The organism is Chloroflexota bacterium (assembly GCA_035652535.1).
In the GTDB taxonomy this organism is placed as follows: domain Bacteria; phylum Chloroflexota; class UBA6077; order UBA6077; family SHYK01; genus DASRDP01.
Genome location: DASRDP010000152.1, coordinates 47,880 through 65,154 on the forward strand (window position 1 = coordinate 47,880; position 17,275 = coordinate 65,154).

19 protein-coding genes are annotated in these 17,275 nt (G+C 66.8%); 10 read left to right on the forward strand and 9 right to left on the reverse strand.

The window, feature by feature from the left end:
- The first annotated feature begins 78 nt into the window (after positions 1-78).
- Together VFC51_18885 and VFC51_18890 are read left to right on the forward strand one after the other, a co-directional pair.
- Complete coding sequence (locus tag VFC51_18885) at positions 79-1,275, forward strand: MFS transporter (protein HZT09093.1); 1,197 nt, start codon at positions 79-81, stop codon at positions 1,273-1,275.
- Positions 1,276-1,373: 98 nt separating this feature from the next.
- Positions 1,374-2,432: an LLM class flavin-dependent oxidoreductase gene (locus VFC51_18890; protein HZT09094.1), complete on the forward strand. Its 1,059-nt coding sequence runs from the start codon at positions 1,374-1,376 to the stop codon at positions 2,430-2,432.
- On the opposite strand, the gene aroC is transcribed toward VFC51_18890, so the two are convergent.
- A complete protein-coding gene (gene aroC / locus VFC51_18895) occupies positions 2,429-3,574 on the reverse strand; it encodes a chorismate synthase (protein HZT09095.1) in 1,146 nt (381 codons plus the stop codon). The genes VFC51_18890 and aroC overlap by 4 nt on opposite strands.
- Before the next feature lie 82 nt (positions 3,575-3,656).
- Here aroC and fni point away from each other — a divergent pair, with 82 nt between their 5' ends.
- Entirely contained in the window at positions 3,657-4,751 is a 1,095-nt protein-coding gene (gene fni, locus VFC51_18900) for a type 2 isopentenyl-diphosphate Delta-isomerase (GenBank protein ID HZT09096.1), read from the forward strand.
- Here fni and VFC51_18905 read toward each other — a convergent pair.
- A complete protein-coding gene (locus VFC51_18905; protein HZT09097.1) occupies positions 4,728-4,994 on the reverse strand; it encodes a hypothetical protein in 267 nt (88 codons plus the stop codon). The genes fni and VFC51_18905 overlap by 24 nt on opposite strands.
- The gene (locus VFC51_18910; GenBank protein HZT09098.1) at positions 4,991-5,431 is read right to left on the reverse strand and encodes a HEPN domain-containing protein; all 441 of its coding nucleotides are present in this window, start codon (positions 5,429-5,431) and stop codon (positions 4,991-4,993) included. Before VFC51_18910 ends, VFC51_18905 begins: the two co-directional genes overlap by 4 nt.
- 144 nt (positions 5,432-5,575) lie before the next feature.
- Here VFC51_18910 and VFC51_18915 point away from each other — a divergent pair, with 144 nt between their 5' ends.
- Positions 5,576-6,382, forward strand: coding sequence for an HAD family hydrolase (locus VFC51_18915; GenBank protein HZT09099.1), 807 nt, complete (start codon positions 5,576-5,578; stop codon positions 6,380-6,382).
- A gap of 49 nt (positions 6,383-6,431) precedes the next feature.
- On the opposite strand, the gene VFC51_18920 is transcribed toward VFC51_18915, so the two are convergent.
- Both VFC51_18920 and VFC51_18925 read right to left on the reverse strand, forming a co-directional pair.
- On the reverse strand, positions 6,432-6,686 hold the full coding sequence (locus VFC51_18920; GenBank protein HZT09100.1) for a Uma2 family endonuclease: 255 nt from the start codon (positions 6,684-6,686) through the stop codon (positions 6,432-6,434).
- 152 nt (positions 6,687-6,838) lie between these two features.
- Positions 6,839-6,997: a hypothetical protein gene (locus tag VFC51_18925; protein HZT09101.1), complete on the reverse strand. Its 159-nt coding sequence runs from the start codon at positions 6,995-6,997 to the stop codon at positions 6,839-6,841.
- A 148-nt stretch (positions 6,998-7,145) separates the two neighbouring features.
- On the opposite strand from VFC51_18925, the gene VFC51_18930 reads away from it, so the two are divergent.
- On the forward strand, positions 7,146-7,922 hold the full coding sequence (locus VFC51_18930) for a site-specific DNA-methyltransferase (GenBank protein HZT09102.1): 777 nt from the start codon (positions 7,146-7,148) through the stop codon (positions 7,920-7,922).
- Between the two features lie 61 nt (positions 7,923-7,983).
- Here the strand turns inward: VFC51_18930 and VFC51_18935 are convergent, their stop codons facing one another.
- Positions 7,984-8,637: an LON peptidase substrate-binding domain-containing protein gene (locus tag VFC51_18935; GenBank protein ID HZT09103.1), complete on the reverse strand. Its 654-nt coding sequence runs from the start codon at positions 8,635-8,637 to the stop codon at positions 7,984-7,986.
- 159 nt (positions 8,638-8,796) lie between these two features.
- On the opposite strand from VFC51_18935, the gene VFC51_18940 reads away from it, so the two are divergent.
- The 5 genes from VFC51_18940 to VFC51_18960 all read left to right on the forward strand — a co-directional run bounded on the left by VFC51_18940 (position 8,797) and on the right by VFC51_18960 (position 14,470).
- The gene (locus tag VFC51_18940) at positions 8,797-9,405 is read left to right on the forward strand and encodes a sigma-70 family RNA polymerase sigma factor (protein ID HZT09104.1); all 609 of its coding nucleotides are present in this window, start codon (positions 8,797-8,799) and stop codon (positions 9,403-9,405) included.
- Entirely contained in the window at positions 9,402-9,635 is a 234-nt protein-coding gene (rsrA, locus tag VFC51_18945; protein ID HZT09105.1) for a mycothiol system anti-sigma-R factor, read from the forward strand. The genes VFC51_18940 and rsrA overlap by 4 nt, the downstream gene beginning before the upstream one ends.
- Before the next feature lie 630 nt (positions 9,636-10,265).
- Complete coding sequence (locus VFC51_18950; protein ID HZT09106.1) at positions 10,266-11,660, forward strand: magnesium chelatase; 1,395 nt, start codon at positions 10,266-10,268, stop codon at positions 11,658-11,660.
- Positions 11,661-11,690: 30 nt separating this feature from the next.
- Positions 11,691-13,952 (forward strand): VWA domain-containing protein, encoded by a 2,262-nt coding sequence (locus VFC51_18955; protein ID HZT09107.1) that lies wholly within the window; start codon positions 11,691-11,693, stop codon positions 13,950-13,952.
- 20 nt (positions 13,953-13,972) lie between these two features.
- A complete protein-coding gene (locus VFC51_18960) occupies positions 13,973-14,470 on the forward strand; it encodes a hypothetical protein (protein ID HZT09108.1) in 498 nt (165 codons plus the stop codon).
- Positions 14,471-14,549: 79 nt separating this feature from the next.
- On the opposite strand, the gene VFC51_18965 is transcribed toward VFC51_18960, so the two are convergent.
- From VFC51_18965 to VFC51_18975, 3 genes are all read right to left on the reverse strand, one after another.
- Positions 14,550-14,966, reverse strand: coding sequence for a hypothetical protein (locus tag VFC51_18965; GenBank protein ID HZT09109.1), 417 nt, complete (start codon positions 14,964-14,966; stop codon positions 14,550-14,552).
- A gap of 107 nt (positions 14,967-15,073) precedes the next feature.
- On the reverse strand, positions 15,074-16,408 hold the full coding sequence (locus VFC51_18970; protein HZT09110.1) for a Rieske 2Fe-2S domain-containing protein: 1,335 nt from the start codon (positions 16,406-16,408) through the stop codon (positions 15,074-15,076).
- A gap of 44 nt (positions 16,409-16,452) precedes the next feature.
- On the reverse strand, positions 16,453-17,275 hold an 823-nt coding region (locus VFC51_18975), incomplete at its 5' end, for an ABC transporter substrate-binding protein (protein ID HZT09111.1).

Sequence of the window (17,275 nt, forward strand, 5' to 3'; positions counted from 1 at the left end):
TTCGACCGAGCCCGAATGCCGGATCCTCGGGTCCAGCCGTTTGTGCTGAGCCCGCCGACGCCCCCGTCGCCGTAACGGGTGGAATCGACGATCGCGCGGCCGTGGTGGCGCCTCGTCCTTCTCTGGCTGTCGGGGATGGACCTGCGCGTCACGCTGCTGGCCGTCCCGCCATTGCTTCCCCTGATCCATGCCCAGTTCGCCCTCGACGAGAAAGCCGTCGCGGCGCTCTCGAGCGTGCCGGTGCTCCTGCTGGGCATCGCCGCCGCGCCGGGCGCCTACCTCGTCGCCCGGATCGGAGCGCGCCGCGCGCTAATCGGCGGCCTCGCGACGATCGCGCTGGGCGCCGCGTTGCGCGGCGCTGGCCCCTCCACTCCATTCCTCTTTGCCATGACGTTCTGCATGGGCGCGGGCGTCGCCATCAGCCAGCCCAGCATGGCCGTCCTCGTCCGCCTGTGGTTCCCGCGCCAGGTCATGCGAATGACGGGCGTGTGGTCGAGCGGCCTCCTGGTGGGAGAGCTGCTCGGCGCATCGCTCACCGTACCCCTTATCCTGCCCTTGGCCGGCGGAAGCTGGGAGGTGGCGCTCGCCCTCTGGTCGACGCCGGTCTTTGCCACGCTGGCGCTCATCGTCGCGACAACCCGACACGCAGAGGGCGAAGCTGTCGTCACCCGTGGTGGCGGCTGGCCCGATTGGCGAAACGGGCGGGTGTGGCAGCTCGGCCTGCTCCAGTCGTCGGCAAGCCTGATCTATTTCGGCGCGAATACGTTCCTGCCGGACTACCTCCACGGAGGCGGTCAGGCGGATCTGCTGGTTCCCGCCCTCACCGCCATCAACATGGCGCAGGTTCCCGCCTCATTGACCGTCGGCCTGGTCCCGTGGCACGTCCTCTCGCACCGATGGACTGCCATCCTCACCGGTGTCGCTGCCACCGCGTGCCTTCCGGCCCTCGTGTCGGGCCAGCCAGTGTTGCTCGTCGGCGCGGCCGCCGTCCTCGGCTTCCTGTCCGCTGCGGTCCTCGTCGTCTGCTTCGCGCTCCCGGCCGTCCTCGCCCCCGCGATGGACATCGCGCGCCTCTCGGCGGGCGGATTCACCATCGGCTACTCGACCGCCTTCGTCACGAACCTGGCAGCCGGCGCGCTCTGGGATGCCACGCACGTTCCCTCTTTCGCGTTCCTTCCGGTGCTTCTGGGGAGCGTGATCATCCTCGTGCTGGGTCCAAAGCTCCTTGCCGCCAGCGGCGCGGGCATGCCCGAGCGGGCTCGCGCCCCGATCTGAATCGTCGAGATGGCGTGCTAGAATCGGGCGCGCCCGTACTCGCTCGCTGCCCGCCCCGCTCATCGGGGTGAGTTGGTGACCGCGCCCGGAGGGAAGCCATGCGCTTCGGCACCTTCAGCTACAACAGCGCGCGTCCCAATACGACCGAGCCCCGAAGCTTCCACGAGCTGCTCGACCAGATCGTCCTCACCGAAGAGCTGGGCTTCGACGACGCGTGGTTCGCGGAGCACCACCACTCCGACTACGGGCTCCTCTCCTCTCCGAATCTGATCGTCGCCACGCTCGCCGCGCGCACGCGGCGCCTCCGGCTCGGCAACTTGGTGAACGTCCTGCCACTCCACGATCCCATTCGGCTCGCGGAGGAATGCGCCATTCTCGACATCCTGACCGGTGGGCGATTGAACGTGGGGCTCGGCCGAGGCGTCCCCCGGGACGACATCAAGCACGGCCTCGATCGCGACACGGCGCAGGCGCGATTCGAAGAGGGAATCGCGATTCTCCAGCGCGCGTGGACTGAGGAAACCTTCTCCCACGAAGGCACCGCGTGGCGATACACCGACATCTCGTGTCGGCCCCGGCCGATACAGGAGCCACACCCGCCCATCTACTACGGCGCCACCTCGCCCGAAACGCCGAGGATCCTGGCGCGTCGGGGGTGGAACATGGCGCTCTCCCGCCAGCCGATGGACAACGTCGTTCGCGCCATCGAAACGTATCGAGCAGCGCGCGCGGAGCCGGGCGCCGCGCCCGGCGGCGGCGACGTGATCCTCGTGCGCGATATCTACGTGGCGGAAACGGACGAGCAGGCCTGGGCCGAAGCAGGACCGCAGATCGCGCGATTCTGGCAACTCGCGGCGGACAACCGATGGATCGGCGATTCCGTGCCCCTGGACGACCTTCCGCGCTTCACCTCGCGCTTCGCCTACTTTCCGGGTGGGCTCACCCGCGAGCGCATGGTGGATTGGGGGACCTCGCTCATCGGCAGCCCCGAGACCGTGACACGGCAGGCGCGCGCGATGATCGAGCGCGCCCAGCCCGATTGCCTGGTGGGCATGTTCAGCTTCGGGGCGCTCGCGCACGATCAGGTCATCCGGTCGCTCGAGCTCTTCGCGACCCGCGTCATGCCCGCGCTCGCCGCCGTGCGGGCCGCAGGCTAGACGAGGGCGGTCCACCCGATCGAGGAGAGGAACCGCTCCATATTCGAGCGCGTCTCCTTGATGTTGTCCCCCCCGAACTTCTCGAGGTACGCGTCGGCGAGGACGAGGGACACCATCGCCTCCACGACGACCGCCGCCGCGGGGACGGCGCAGATGTCGGACCGCTGGTATTCCATCACGGTCTCGGTGCCGGTTCGGACGTCGACGGATGGCTGCGGCGTGAGCGTCGTCGAGATGGGCTTCATGGCGGCCCGAATGACGATGGGCTCGCCGTTCGTCACGCCGCCCTCGGTCCCGCCGGCGCGGTTGGTGGCGCGAATGGGGCGCCCCTCCCCCCACCGAATCGCGTCCTGCACCTGCGTGCCGGGTCGGTGGGCGGACGCGAAGCCGTCGCCGATCTCGACGCCCTTGATGGCGTTGATGCTCATAACGGCGCCCGCGAGGCGGCCGTCCAGCTTGCGGTCCCAGTGCACGAAGCTTCCGACGCCGGGTGCGAGCCCCCACGCCACGACCTCCACGACCCCGCCCAGCGTGTCGCGGTCCGCCTTCGCTCGGTCGATGCGCTCGACCATGCGCGCGGTGGCCTCGGCATCGTAGCACCGCACCTCGGAATCCTCCGCCCGGCGGAACAACTCGTCCCATGGCAGGTCGGGGACCGGCGCCTCGACCTCTCCGATGGAGACGACGTGCCCCCCGACGCGCACGCCCAGCTCGCGCAAGAGCGCCTTCGCCACTCCGGCCGCGGCCACGCGGGCGGTCGTCTCCCGGGCGCTCGAGCGCTCCAGGACGAGGCGCATATCGTCGTGCTGGTACTTCAGCGCGCCCGACAGATCGGCGTGCCCCGGCCGCGGGACCGTGATGGGCGGCAGCGTCTTGCCCTTCCAGTTGGCGTAGTCCTTGTTCTCGATGCTCAGGGCGATGGGAGCGCCGGTCGTGAGCCCGTTCGTGACACCGGCCGTGATGTACGCGTAGTCCTGCTCGATGAGCATGCGGCCGCCCCGCCCGTATCCGCCCTGGCGACGGCGCAGGTCGACCTCGAGCTGCTCCTCCGTGAGCGGCACGGCAGCCGGCATTCCTTCGACGATGATGGAAAGGCCGGGCCCGTGGGACTCCCCGGCCGTCAGAAAACGCAGCGATCCCATCTGCACCACCGTTGCGGATCGACGCGAATGATACGCGCGACCGCTGAGCTAGAATGTGCCTCTGAAAGAGGAGTGATCCTCCGTGGATGATATCCCGGCCCGCAAGGCGGATCACATCGACGTCGCGGCAAATCGGCCGGTGGCCGCCTCAATATCCCCCGGTTGGGACGACGTTACGCTCCTCCATCAGTCGCTGCCCGAGATCAACCTCTCCGACGTGGATCTGGGCGTCGACCTGTTCGGCCGCCACCTACAGGCCCCGATCGTCATCGCCTCCATGACCGGGGGGCACCCGCGGGCCGAGGAGATCAACCGCACGCTGGCACGGGCGGCGCAAGAATTTGGCCTCGCGATGGGCGTTGGCAGCCAGCGCGCCGGGATCCGGAGGCCAGAGCTGATCCCGACCTACGCCGTGGCGCGCGCGGCGGCGCCGGATGCATTCCTCATCGCGAACGTGGGCGCTCCGCAGCTCATCGCCCAAAGGGACGAGCCGGCCCTGACCGATTCCGAGATCGCGCGTCTGGTCGCCGTGATTCAGGCGGACGCCCTGGCGATCCATCTGAACTATCTGCAGGAGGTCGTCCAACCGGAGGGGGACACGGACGCACGCGGGTGTTTGGACGCGGTCCGACGCGTAGCGCGAACGATCGGCGTCCCGGTGATCGCGAAGGAGACCGGCGCGGGCGTGACGCGATCGCAGGCCCGGGCGCTCCGCGATGCAGGTGTCGCGGCGATCGATGTGGGGGGAGCCGGCGGAACCTCATTCGCCCTCGTGGAGGCGCTGCGCGCCGCCGATCGCGGCCTGTCATCGGCGGAGGACTTGGGCAAGACCCTGGCGGACTGGGGCACGCCGACGGCCGCCTCGGTTCTGGAATGCGTTGGGCTCGGACTCCCGATCATCGCGACCGGCGGGATCCGCTCCGGCCTTGATGCCGCCAAGGCGCTGGCGCTGGGGGCCGACGCCGCGTCCATCGCCCGCCCCATGCTGTCAGCCGCCCTCGAAGGATACGAGGCGCTGCGCCAGTACGTGCGTGGGCTGCTGGACACGCTTCGCGCCGTCCTGTTCCTCACCGGCTCGCCCACGGTGCGTGACCTCCAGATGCGCGACCACGTCATCACCGGACGGACAGCGGAGTGGATTCGGGCGCGGGGGCTAGTCCCGAAACTGCTGGGATGAGTGGCGCGGCAGCACGTGCACCCGCACATCATGCTGCAGCATTGCGTCGACGGTGCGCTCGGCGACCAGGTCCTGAATCACGAAGTCGTCGTCGACGTAGCTGTACACGCTGAGGTAGATGCGCCCGTCCTCGCTCACGCGGACCTCGAACGTCGCATCGGCGAACCGCTCCAGGATCGCATCCATCAGCTCGGCGAGAATCGTGTCTGCGACTCGTTCGGCGCGGGTTCTCCGGGCCCTCACTGGCTTCCCACCCGCGCCGAGACGAGACCGACGAAGGACTGCGCACGCCGCACCGCCTCCCGAGCCGTCGTCTCGCTGACCGCGTCCGGCTCGTAATCGGCCTTCAGCCGCTCGTCGAAGATCGCCTTCAGGGTCCCCCGCATTCCATTCGGGTAGCGATGGAGCTGATCGACCAGGACGGAGGGGAACTTCACCTGGACGACATCGTGCGGCCAGTAGCGCTCGACGACCGGCGCGACGTCCTCCGCGACCAGCGCCGCGACGGCTGCCTGGTAGCACGCGTAGTACGCGCGATTGACCGCGCTGTCGTGGTAGCCGCGGTCCAGCTCCAGCTGCGCGCAGGAAAGACTCGCGAGCGCTTTCGCCAGGTACGGGGCCCCTGTGGGCGCAACGCCCCGAACGGTTCGTCCGCGACGTAAGCCAAAGAGATCCGCCAAGGCCTCCTCCGCACGCTCAGTCTAACGGCCGCTTCCGACACCCCGCAACGCCTCCTGAAATGATGCCACCGCTGGCCAGCGCCGCCCCTCCATCCGCTCGCGATTCGGTAAGCTTTTGGCATGTGTCCGGCTGACGAACCTGGTTTGGCCCTCGCATCCGATGCCATCGCATCCACGGCGCGGCGCGCTCCGGCGGTCCCCGAGGCGCTCGAGGCGGTGGTCTTCGATCTCGGCGGGACGCTGATCGACTATCTGGGCGGCGCGCCCAAGTGGCCAGAGATGGAGTTCCCGGGCGTCCACGCCCTCCATGCGCACCTCACCGCCGCCGGGCTTGGCGTCAACGTCGATCGTTTTCGCGCCCGCTTCATCGCGGCCATGGACCGGCGCTGGCGTTCGGCGACCGATTCCCTGCTCGATCCGCCCACCCTCGTGGCGCTTATCGACGAGATGTGCGAGGCGATGGGGCTCGCGCTCGATCTCGATGCGCGCGAGGCGGCCGTGATGAGCTACTGCCAGCCGATCGCCGAGCGCGCGACCCTGAAGGATGGCGCCGCGGAGCTGCTGCGTTGGCTAGCGGCGCGCGGCGTCCGGATCGGCCTGATCTCCAACTCGGTCTGGCCTGGCGACGCCCACCGCCGCGACCTCGAGCGGTTCGGCCTGCTGCGGCACTTCGACGCCACCGTGTTCTCGTCGGAATGCGGGCTCTGGAAACCGGACCCCCAGGTGTTCGCGCACACCCTCGGCCTGATGGGCGCGCGGCCAGCGGGGACCGTCTTCGTCGGTGACCGATTGCTGGAGGACGTGCAGGGCGCGCAGCGGGCCGGTCTCCGATCGGTATTCGTCGAAGGGACGCCGGACTATCAGGACATCGACCCGAACAGCTTCCGGCCGGACGCGAGAATCCAGCGACTCGCGGACCTGCCCGGTGCGCTCGCCCGGCTGTTTGCCTGAAGGCACCAGCCGGGCGACGGGCCCATTCTTCGCTGGTGGCGGCCGACAATCAGCGAGAAACGCGCGCGAACAGGACGCGCACAGGGCAGGGGAACCCGGGCAACAGCGGCGATTGGAGCAGCTCGTCCTCGATCATGGTGGTGGCGGGGTGCAGGCCCTCCTGCGCGCGTCGGCAGCACTGGACCTGGCGCCGCCGCCAGTCCATGATCCAGTACTCGCGCACACCGCTGCGCCCGTAGAGCACGGGCGTGGCCTCGCGGTCGCGGCGCTCGTTCGCAGCTCCGGGGGAGAGGACTTCGATCACGAGGTCGGGCGCGCCGTGAAGCTTGCGGTCCGGTCAAGGAGCGTCGGGAGCCGCTCGGCGGTCACGTAGACGAGGTCTGGGGCGACGTCATCGTCCTCGGCGAAGATCAGGCCGGGGGCAACGTTGACCGCGCCGAGGCCCGTGTCCGTGCATCACGTATCGAGCGCTACCGCCAGCGCGACGCAGACGAGCTGATGATCCCAACCGGGCTGTTGTGACACAAACAGCGCTCCGTCGATGATCTCGTAGCGCTTTCCATCGTCCAAAAATGCGTCGAGATCGGCGGATGTGCAACGCATCGAGCGCGCCACGGGTCCTCTCCGGTCGGTGATGCGCCTGAGTTCACCCGCGCATTACGGAACTGTCGGGCTTACAATCCCTGCTGCGATGGCAGATGCTTGCTTCTTTCACGATGAACACACGGAGATTTTTCTCTCCGACTGCCTGGCGCTCCCCAGCTTGATCCATCGACCCGCGCACCTCATCGTGACCAGTCCACCCTACAATCTCGGCAAGGATTACGGCGCGCGGAGCGACCAGCTCAGCTACTCGCATTATCTCGAGGACGTGCGCCGGTGGGGCGAAGCGTGGCGGCAGGTCCTCGCGCCGGGGGCGCGAATCGCCATCAACATCCCTGTCGACACCAACGGGGAGCGGACCGGTCGCGGCAAGGGAAGCCGCAAGCTTACGACGGAGAAACGCTTCCTCCTTGCAGACTACCACCAGATCTTCGCGTCGCTGGGCTACATCTACAACACGACGATCCTCTGGGACGAGGGCAATGTGAGCCGCCGAACGGCCTGGGGCTCGTGGAAGAGCGCCAGCGACCCCTGGATCACGACCCCCACGGAGGCGATCCTCGTCTACTCCTGGCAAACACGCAAGCGACCGGACGCGCGCGGAAAGGAGAGCGACGTCTGGCGCGACGAGTTTCTCGAGTGGTCGCTGGGCACGTGGCGTTTTGCGGGCGAATCCCCCAGCCGCGCCGGCGGCCATCCCGCCGCGTTTCCGCCCGAGCTGCCTCGGCGGCTCATCAAGCTCTACTCATTCAAGGGCGACACCGTGCTCGACCCCTTCAATGGATCCGGCACCACGACGGCAGTCGCGCGGTCGCTCGGCCGTTTCGGGATCGGGTTCGACGTGGAGCGGAAGTACTGTGCGCATGCAGCCGAGCGGGCCCGGGCCACGTGCTTCGGTGGAGAGAGCCTTCCCGATCCCCATACGCGCGTGGGGTAAGGGCGGAACCGCTGGAGCCGCGGAGGCTGTTCCGCTGATCAGCGCCGGGCGCAGGGGCGTTTCAGTTTCGCGAGAAGGGGCCGAGGCTGCCCCCACGCCGCTGGAGGTGCTCCTCGAGGATTCGGCTCTCCCGGCGCAGAAGCTCGCGCTCCAGCTCGAGCCGACTCACCGTCGTGTCCATCTCCAGCAGCCGCTGGCGCTCCTCGTTGCCCACTCGAAGCACCGCCCCCACCAGGTATGACAGCTCCTCAGCCGTCGGTGGGAGCTGGAGCGGGGTGATCTCTTGCTCCGAAGCCGCCTGGAGCATCGCGACGTACCGCTGCACCAACGCCCCAACGTCGCTCACGACCGACTCGCTCGGTGTCGCATCGCTCTGCGCGTCTTCCAGCACCTCGACTTCGCCCACCATGTACGACCGCTTCTGCGCCGAATAGCTCTGGATGCGAAATCGCCGCGTGCCCACGGTCACGATGTTCATGCGCCCATCCTGCATCCGGTCGACGCCGATGATTTTGGCCAGCGTGCCCACGTCGAAGGGCACGGCCGGCTCCCCAACCTCCAGGCCTTCCTTGATGAGGACGACGCCGAAGGGGCGGTTCTGCTCAGAGCACATGCCGATCATCTCTCGGTACCGCTGCTCGAAAATGTGGAGCGGCAGTGGCATGCCGGGAAAGAGCACGGTATTGAGCGGAAAGAGGGGAATCTCCTCTGCCACCCCATCGCCTCCGTGTGCGCTGCCTCGCATTCTACTCGTTCACATCGGCGAATACGCTACTATTTTCTGGCACGATGCCGACCGGCACCTGCGCAAACCGCTCGCCGGCCTGCGCGGTCCGGCACAGATCGCCAGGCGGGGGGACGGTTCACCATCGCCATCTCTCAATCGCACCAGCCGCCGCGTTTCACCGGCGCTGACGAGCACGGCTTCACCGACGATGAGGCGCTCGAGTACATCGACGCCCTCTATCGGGCGGCGCTGCGCCTCATGCGCAACACGGCCGACGCGGAAGACCTCGTCCAGGAGACGTACCTCCGCGCCTTTCGCTTTCGCAACCAGTTCATCCGGGGATCGAACCTCCGCGCGTGGCTCTTCAAGATCCTCAGCAACACGGCCATCAGCCGCTTCCGACACACCAGTCACGAGCGCGGAAACGCGTCCCTCGACGAGATGGTCGAGGCCGAGCTGTATCCGCAGCTCACGGACGGTGTGAGCGCACTAACGGAGAGCGCGGAGGACGAGGCCCTCAGCGGAATTCTGGACGTGGACGTTCGGCGCGCGCTCGAGTCCCTCCCCGAGCCATTCCGCCTCGCCGTCGTCCTCTCGGATGTCGCCGGCTTCTCATACAAGGAAATTGCGGATATGCTCGAAGTACCGCAGGGCACCGTCATGTCGCGGCTATTCCGCGGCAGGCGAATCTTGCGGAAGTGGCTTGCCGACTACGCGCGCCGGGTATCGCCCCCGACGGAGGGTTCCCCCCAATGAACTGCGACGAAGCGCTGCAGCTCCTCGAGCAATTTGTCGACCGAGAGTTGACGAGCGAGGAGATCACGGAGGTCCAGCGGCACCTCGGCGCGTGTCCGCCCTGTCTGCGCCTGTTTCACTTCGAGGAAAATCTACGCCGATTGGTTCGCCGCGCTTGCAACGAGTCCGCCCCCTCGGCGCTCCGCGAGCGCATCGTGAGTCAGTCGATAGGAGCGGAAACGCGAGACTAGCAGGCGGCAGGCGCTCCGCCGGAGACGAATCCCAGAGACCGTCCACCGCCCCACCACTCGCTTCGCCGCGGCCCGTCCGGATCGCTGTGATAGACTGAACATCGAGCACCGCGGGCGCGGAATAAATTTGGAGCGCAACCAGCCAGCGCCATCGCGCCTGGACCAAAGAGGAGGATCACATCGCACGCTGTGAAGTATGCGGCCGCAAAGTGAAGCAGCCGTCGAAATCGATCTTGAATGGACGGATCATCTGCGCGGTCCACAACCCGCGCCAGGACCAGCGGGCCAATCGCCGCGACGATCGCCCGCGGCGGCCAGATGGCGACGTTCGGTACGGAGCGCCGGGCCCAGCGCCAGCCGTCGCCGCGGCGGTGGCCCCAGCGACGCCCGAGACAGCAGTCGCTGCGCCGGACCCCGCGGGTCTCACCCAATCGGCCGGCGTAGCGGAGCCGACGCCCGCTGAAGGTGGGCACGCGCCCGCCCCTGCAGACCTCGGGGCTGCGTCGTCGGACGCTGCCGCCTCTGTTTCCGCGCCCGCTCGGGGCGAGGAACACCCCGACACAGATTGACAGAATCCGGGCTCCGAATCGAGTATGCTAGGTTGGAGCTCTTCGTAGACAAGGAGTTGGCATGAACCAGCCGAGGACGTTCGGCGAACTGCGACGCAGCGGATATCAGCCGCTTTCGGTCAAGGAGGAGATGCGCAAAAACCTCGCCGACCGGATTCGGAAGGGTGAAGAGCTCTTTCCCGGCATCGTCGGCTACGAGGATTCCGTCATCCCCCAGATCGAGAACGCGATCATGTCCGGCCAGGACATCATCTTCCTCGGCGAGCGAGGCCAGGCCAAGACGCGCATCGCGCGTTCGCTCCTGAACCTGCTGGACGACGAGATCCCCGTCGTTGCCGGCTCCGAAGTCAACGACAATCCATTCGCCCCCATCAGCCGTTACGCCATCGAGCGCCTCGAGGCGGAAGGCGACGACACCGAAATCACCTGGGTCCCGCGCGAGCGCCGCTACGGCGAGAAGCTCGCGACGCCGGACACGACCATCGCGGACCTGATCGGCGAGGTAGATCCCATCAAGGTGGCGGAGGGCCGCTACCTCTCCGACGAGCTGACCATCCACTACGGGATGCTTCCGCGCACGAACCGGGGCGTCTTCTGCATCAACGAGCTGCCGGACCTGGCCGAGCGCATCCAGGTCGGGCTCCTGAACATCATGGAAGAGCGCGACGTTCAGATCCGCGGCTACAAGATCCGCCTACCCCTCGACGTGTTCATGGTGGCGAGTGCCAACCCGGAGGACTACACGAACCGCGGCCGGATCATCACACCCATCAAAGACCGGTTCGGGTCCGAGATTCGCACCCACTACCCGAAGACGCTCGAGCACGAGATCAGCATCATGGAACAGGAGTCCCAGCGCTTTTCGCTGCCGGGCCTCCAATCCGACGTGCCCACGTACATGAAGGAGATCGTCGCCGAGGTGACCCACCTCGCGCGCAAGAGCCCGGACATCTCGCAGCGCTCCGGCGTCTCGGTCCGCGTCTCGATCTCCAACTACGAAAACTTGATCGCCAGCGCGATGCGTCGATCTCTGCGCGTCGGCGAGGCCGACGTGTCCCCGCGCGTCAGCGACCTGGCCGCCCTTCTCGCTTCGACCACGGGAAAGATCGAGCTGGAGACCGTGGGCGATTCGAAAGAGGACCGCATCGTGGACCGGCTGATTCAGGGAGCCGTGTTGAACGTCTTCAACCGCTACTTCACGGTTCAGGAGTTCGACGATCTCGTCCACGCCTTCGAGAGCGGGCTGTCCGTAGAGGTCGGCGACACCCTGCCCTCCATGGAGTACATGCTCCAGGCGTCGTCGGCCGTGGGCCTCAAGGCTGCCGTGGCCAAGCTGGGGGTGCCGAACAACCCAGCCGCCATCGCCTCGGCCGTCGAGTTCGTGCTGGAGGGGCTCCACCTGAATCGCAAGCTGAACAAGGACCGCATGGACCACCGCACGCGATATCGCAGGTAACCGCCCCGGCGACAGGAGGAGGACTGGCGCATGCAAGCTGACAACGTCCCGGGGGGCCGCGCGCCGCAGTCCTCGTTCGGACCTCGATTGACCGCGTTTAGTCGATACCGCTACTCCCGATGGGACGGCACGCAGCAGGTCAGCCCCTTCGACGCCGATGAGATCATGGAGAACCTCGCCGATGATCTGCTGGGAGACGGCGACGTCCGGAGCGCGCTCCAGCGGATCCTCCAGCGCGGGTTCCAGCACCGAAGCGGCGATCGCACCATGGGGCTCCAGAACATTTTGGAGCGGCTGCGCGCTGCCCGCCAGCGACAGCTCGACCGCCACGACCTCGGCGGCATGATCGACCAAATCCGGGAAAAGCTCGAGGACGTGCTCCGGACGGAGCGCGAGGGCATTCAGCGGCGCCTGGAGGAAGCGCGGGCCCGTAGCCAGCAGCCGCCCAGCGGCGTTGAGCAGGGCGCAGAAGGCGCAGAGGACGCGGACGCCGGCTCACAGGGCCGCGAGCCGCGGGGGCCGACGTCACAGGGACAGCAGCAGGCGGGATCCCGGCCGTCGGGCCAGCAGCCGGGCTCGCCCACGGGCCAGGACGGGGGCCCCCAGGGGCCGTCGCAGCCCTCAAGCTCGCCGAGCGGGCCAAGCCCTCTGGAGATGCTCGAAAACATCGCCGGGAAGAAGCTCCAGTACCTCGACGACGTCCCGCAGGACATCGGCGGCGCCGTCCAGGCCCTGAACGACTATGACTTCATGGACCCCGAGGCGCGCGAGAAGTTCCAGGAGCTGCTCCGGATGCTGCAGCAGCAGGTGCTGCAGTCCTACTTCCAGGGCATGCAGCAGAGCATGCAGTCGCTCTCGCCGGAAGACATGGCGGCCATGCGACAGATGCTCCAGGACTTGAACCAAATGCTGCGGGACCGCGCTGAGGGCCGCGAGCCCGACTTTGACCAGTTCATGCAGCGCTGGGGACAGAACTTCCCCGGGGACATCACTAACCTCGACGATCTGGTCGAGCACATCCAGCAGCGCATCGGCCAGATGCAGTCGATCCTGCAGAGCATGTCACCCGATCAGCGCCGCCAGCTCCAGGAGATGGCCGAGCAGCTCATGGAGCAGGCTGGCCTCAGCGAGGAGCTGGCGGAGCTGGCCGATCTCCTCGACCAGATGGCGCCCGGCGCGCGGTCCAGCCGACAGTACCCGTTCCGAGGCGACGAGCCCGTCAGCCTGGCCGAGGCGATGCAGATCATGGAGCAGCTCCAGGAGCTGGACGCGCTCGAGCGACAGATCCAGCAAGCGCGCGATCTCAGCAGCCTCGAGGACCTGGACATCGAGAAGGTGCGCCAACTCCTCGGCGACGACGAGGCGAACGCGCTGGAGCAGCTCCGCGAGCTACAGAAGATCCTCGAAGAGGCCGGGTATGTCACCAGGCGCGGCAACGAGATGGAGCTGACGGCGCGGGGGATGCGCAAAATCGGCGAAAAGGCGCTCACCGACATCTTCCACAACCTGAAGCGCGACAGCTTCGGCAAGCATCCCATGAATTACCGCGGGCCGGGCGGCGAGCGGGTCGACGAATCCAAGATTTACGAGTTCGGCGATCCCTTCTCCCTGGACATGCAGAAGACCCTCATGAACTCCGTGGTCCGAGAGGGCCCCGGCACACCGGTTCGCCTCACCCCAGATGATTTCGAGGTGTATCGGCACGAGCTGGTCACGCAAAGCTCGACGGTCATCGTGCTGGACATGAGCCGCTCGATGTTCCTACGGGGGTGCATCCTCGCGGCAAAGAAGGTCGCGGTCGCCCTCAACTCCCTCATCAAGGGCCTGTACCCGCGCGACAACCTCTACATCATCGCCTTTTCCTACTATGCGCGCGAGATCAATACCGAGGACCTCCCCCACTTGAGCTGGAGCGAGTGGGGATACGGGACCAACATGCAGCATGCCTTTATGGTCTCGCGCCAGCTCCTGGCGCGCCACCGGGGAGGCACCAAGCAGGTCATCCTCGTCACCGACGGCGAACCCACCGCGTACTTCGAGGGCGGTCAGATCGAGTTCTCCTACCCCCCGACGTACCGCACATTCCAGGAAACGTTGCGTGAAGTGAGCCGCTGCACCCGCGAGAACATCCGCATCAACACCTTCATGATGGAGCGCGGGCGCTACCTCACCGACTTCGTCGACCAGATGACGAAGATCAACCGCGGCCGCGCCTTTTACGCGACGCCGGACCGGCTCGGCGAGTACATCCTGGTCGATTACGTCGACAACAAACGGAAGACGATCCGCTGATCGCGCGGTAAAGTCTGCGCGTGATCCGAACAGCTTGCCCCAACCGCGTTCGGCACGCGGCAGCCCTCACGTTCGCCGCGCTCGCGTTCGCGTGTTCGAGCCCGAAGGCCGTGATCGATCCGCCCCATCCCCCACCTGCCCCGGCTACGCCTGCCGCGTCACCGACCGCGTCGGCGCACCCCGGCAGCCCGTCTTCCACGGCGACGCAATCGACCGCCGCGGACCAGAGCGGCGGCCCCGACGCGGCGGCCGTGGCCGAAGAGGAGCCGACGAGCACCGCCGAACCGACGCCCTCTCCCACGCGCGCACCCACGGCCCCGTCTCCGACGCGAACGCCAAAGCCGCTGACCGCTGAAGACGCCGCTCCGTGCAGCATCGGCCAGATCAAGGGGAACGTGAGCTCGAAAATCTACCACGTGCCGACAGGCGGTTCGTACGCGCGCACCAAGAACAAGGTCGAGTGCTTCGATAACGAGTCAGACGCCCAGGCGGCCGGCTATCGGCGCGCCAGGAATTGAGCCGGCCCCGACCAGGCCACGAGCCGGAGAGATGGCCTCCGGCTCGTGGGGTGCGTTGACGCAGCACGTCGCGCTATTGCTAATACCCGTAGTACATCCCGCCGTAGTACGGGCCATAGTAGCCGTAGTAGTACGGATAGTAGGAGCTCGAATAGGAGTATGGGTAGTAACTGGAATAGTAGGAAGGGTACATCGAGTAATACGGGTAGGAATAGTAGCTCGAGTAGTAGTACGGATAGTAGCTCGAGTAGTAGGACGGATAGTAGCTCGAGTAGTAGGACGGATACGAATAGCTGGAGTAATAGTAAGGGTAGTACGACGAAGAATAGTACGGGTAGTACCCGTAATAGTTGCCGTAGCCGTAGGAGCTACAGCCGTAGTAGTAGCACTGCGCGTTGGCGGCCGGGACGGCGACCCCGCCAGTGGCGCCCAGCATCACGGCGAGCGCCAGCACCGGGAGCACGATCCACCGCAGCGCGCGAAGGCGTTTGCGCATTCCGTTCCCTCCTCGGGTGATCTGTCTCTCTTGTATCAACCCGAGGGAACCGCGAACCTTGCGCAACGTTGCCAGTGAGTAACGGTCAAAACGCTTACGAGCGCGGATCAGCCGTTCGCTGGCTGCCGCTGGCCCCTCGCGATCTGCGCTTCGCGCCGCTGGACGCGCTCTTCGAGCGACATCTTGAACAGCCGCATGCCCTCGTCCCACGAGACGTGGCGGATCTCGCCCGGCACCGGGATGTAGCGCTCCGCGGCCTCGCCGCGCACGATCCCGATGGGGTCGAGGCCTTCTTCCACCCGAGAGACCTGTTCTCGCCAGAGGTCGTGCATCAGGGTCAAGCCTCGATCCGACGTTGCGAGCCGCCACCGGTCCCAATCGGGAAGGCGATTGCGCGCTTCGGACCCCTGGGTTCCCATGATCACCTCGTCCTCCCAGATCGGCCCCTGACGCAGGGGGTGGCCGTGGTTCCACCAGTGGCCCACGTCTTCAACCCACCCGTCGTAGAAGGGACCGCCGGCGTCCGACGGCGTCTGGCTGAACATGCGTTGCTGCACGCTTGGGGGGATCTCGCCATGCTCGTCGAAGGGGTGAAAGGAGACTCCGAACCACCGCGTGGTCGCGTCGTCGATGGGCACGGCCCAGTTGATGGAGGATCCGCCCGGTTGGCCCATCCGCTGGCACGGCATGACGGCGTGCGTTTCGTGATACTCGTAGACACCCTCCTTCGCGGTGTTCTGGAGGGTCACATAGCAGGCGCCCCAGGGCGTCCGCTCGAACTTGATGGGCGTCGGCTCCTGCCCGTTCGTGCCGTGGTGAATCGAACCCACACGCGGAACGGCTTTGAACCACCCGTGGGCGACCTCGCGATGCCAAACGTCAAGCACGTTGTCCAGGGTCTGGAGGAAGACATTCGACTTCTGGATCCGCCGACCATTCCCGGTGATTCGAACCCCGTCCTCGCGGAACAGCTGCGGAAATCGAGGGAATGGCGGCTCCTTCTCGGGCGGACCCATGTACGCAAAGATGAGCCCGCCGACCTCCCGGCACGGATACGCGGGATGGCGAACCGTGTGCTTGAAGCTGCTCTCCGGTGGCTCGGCCGGCGTGTCGAGACATCGCCCTTCCCGGTCGTACAGCCATCCGTGGTAGAGGCAGCGCAGCCCCTCGTCCTCCACACGACCGTAGTAGAGGGAGGTTCCTCGGTGGCTGCAATGCTCCGCCACCAGTCCTGGTTTTCCGGACCCGTCGCGGAACAGCACGAGCTGCTCGCCGAGGACCGTCAGCCGCAGCGGATTGCTGGAGCCAGAGAACGCCGGGCCGGGGCCGCCGCCCAGGTTGGCGGACACCTCGACGGGGAGCCAGTAGCGGCGGAACACTTCGCCCGAGGGCGTGCCCGGGCCCACTCGCGCCAGCAGCTCTTCTTCTCGGTTGTTCGGCATCGTCTCACTCCTCGGTTGTTGGTTTGGAGGGCGCGGCCACCCGTCTATCGAAGGGTCCACTCATGAACGTTCCAGCTCACCAGCCCCGTCGTGTCCGGTGCGACCGAGCCGGGGCCCTGCAGCGCGGAAACGTACGCCACCGCGCCCAGATCGTAATACAGCGAAATCGCCGGTAGCTGGTCCGTCAGAATCCCCACCATCTGGGCGATCTGGCGGATTCGCTCGTCGCGGTCGAGCGTCGTGTTGAACGCTTGCAAGAGCCGATCGTAATCCGAATTGACCCAGGCCTCCCGATTGTTCCCCGTCCATCGATTCTCCGGCTTCGGAATGGCAGTGCTGGAGAAGTTGGGGAGCGCGCGCTCCCCGAGTCCCGTGCTGAACGCGTACATGGACGGAAAGGTCGCCCGCAGCACCGGGTCCTGCGCCTGCGAGGCCGGCAAGACCGCCTCCTGCACGTCGATCCCCGCCTGCCGCCAGCCGCTCGCCACGACCGAGCGCTCGCTCTCGTACTGCACGGACGCGTTCACCTTCAGCTCGGGAGAGAATCGCCCCTCCGCCGGCGTCGTGTAGAACCCGTCCGGCCCCTTGCGATAGCCGGCCTCGCCCATGAGCCGGTCCGTCTCTCGCACGTCAAAGGGGTAGGACGTCACGGACTGCGCCACCGTCGCGGAGTAATCCACACCAGGGGGCAGGATCGTCTCGGACATCATCCCCTCGCCCTCGTACAGCGTGTCGTTGAGAATCTGCTTGTCGATGGCGTGCGCGAGGGCCTTTCGGACCCGGAGGTCGAGGGTTGCGGCGGGGCTCGCCACGTCTGGGCGAAACTGGAAGTAGATGGCTCGCCACAAATCGGTGGTCACCAGCATT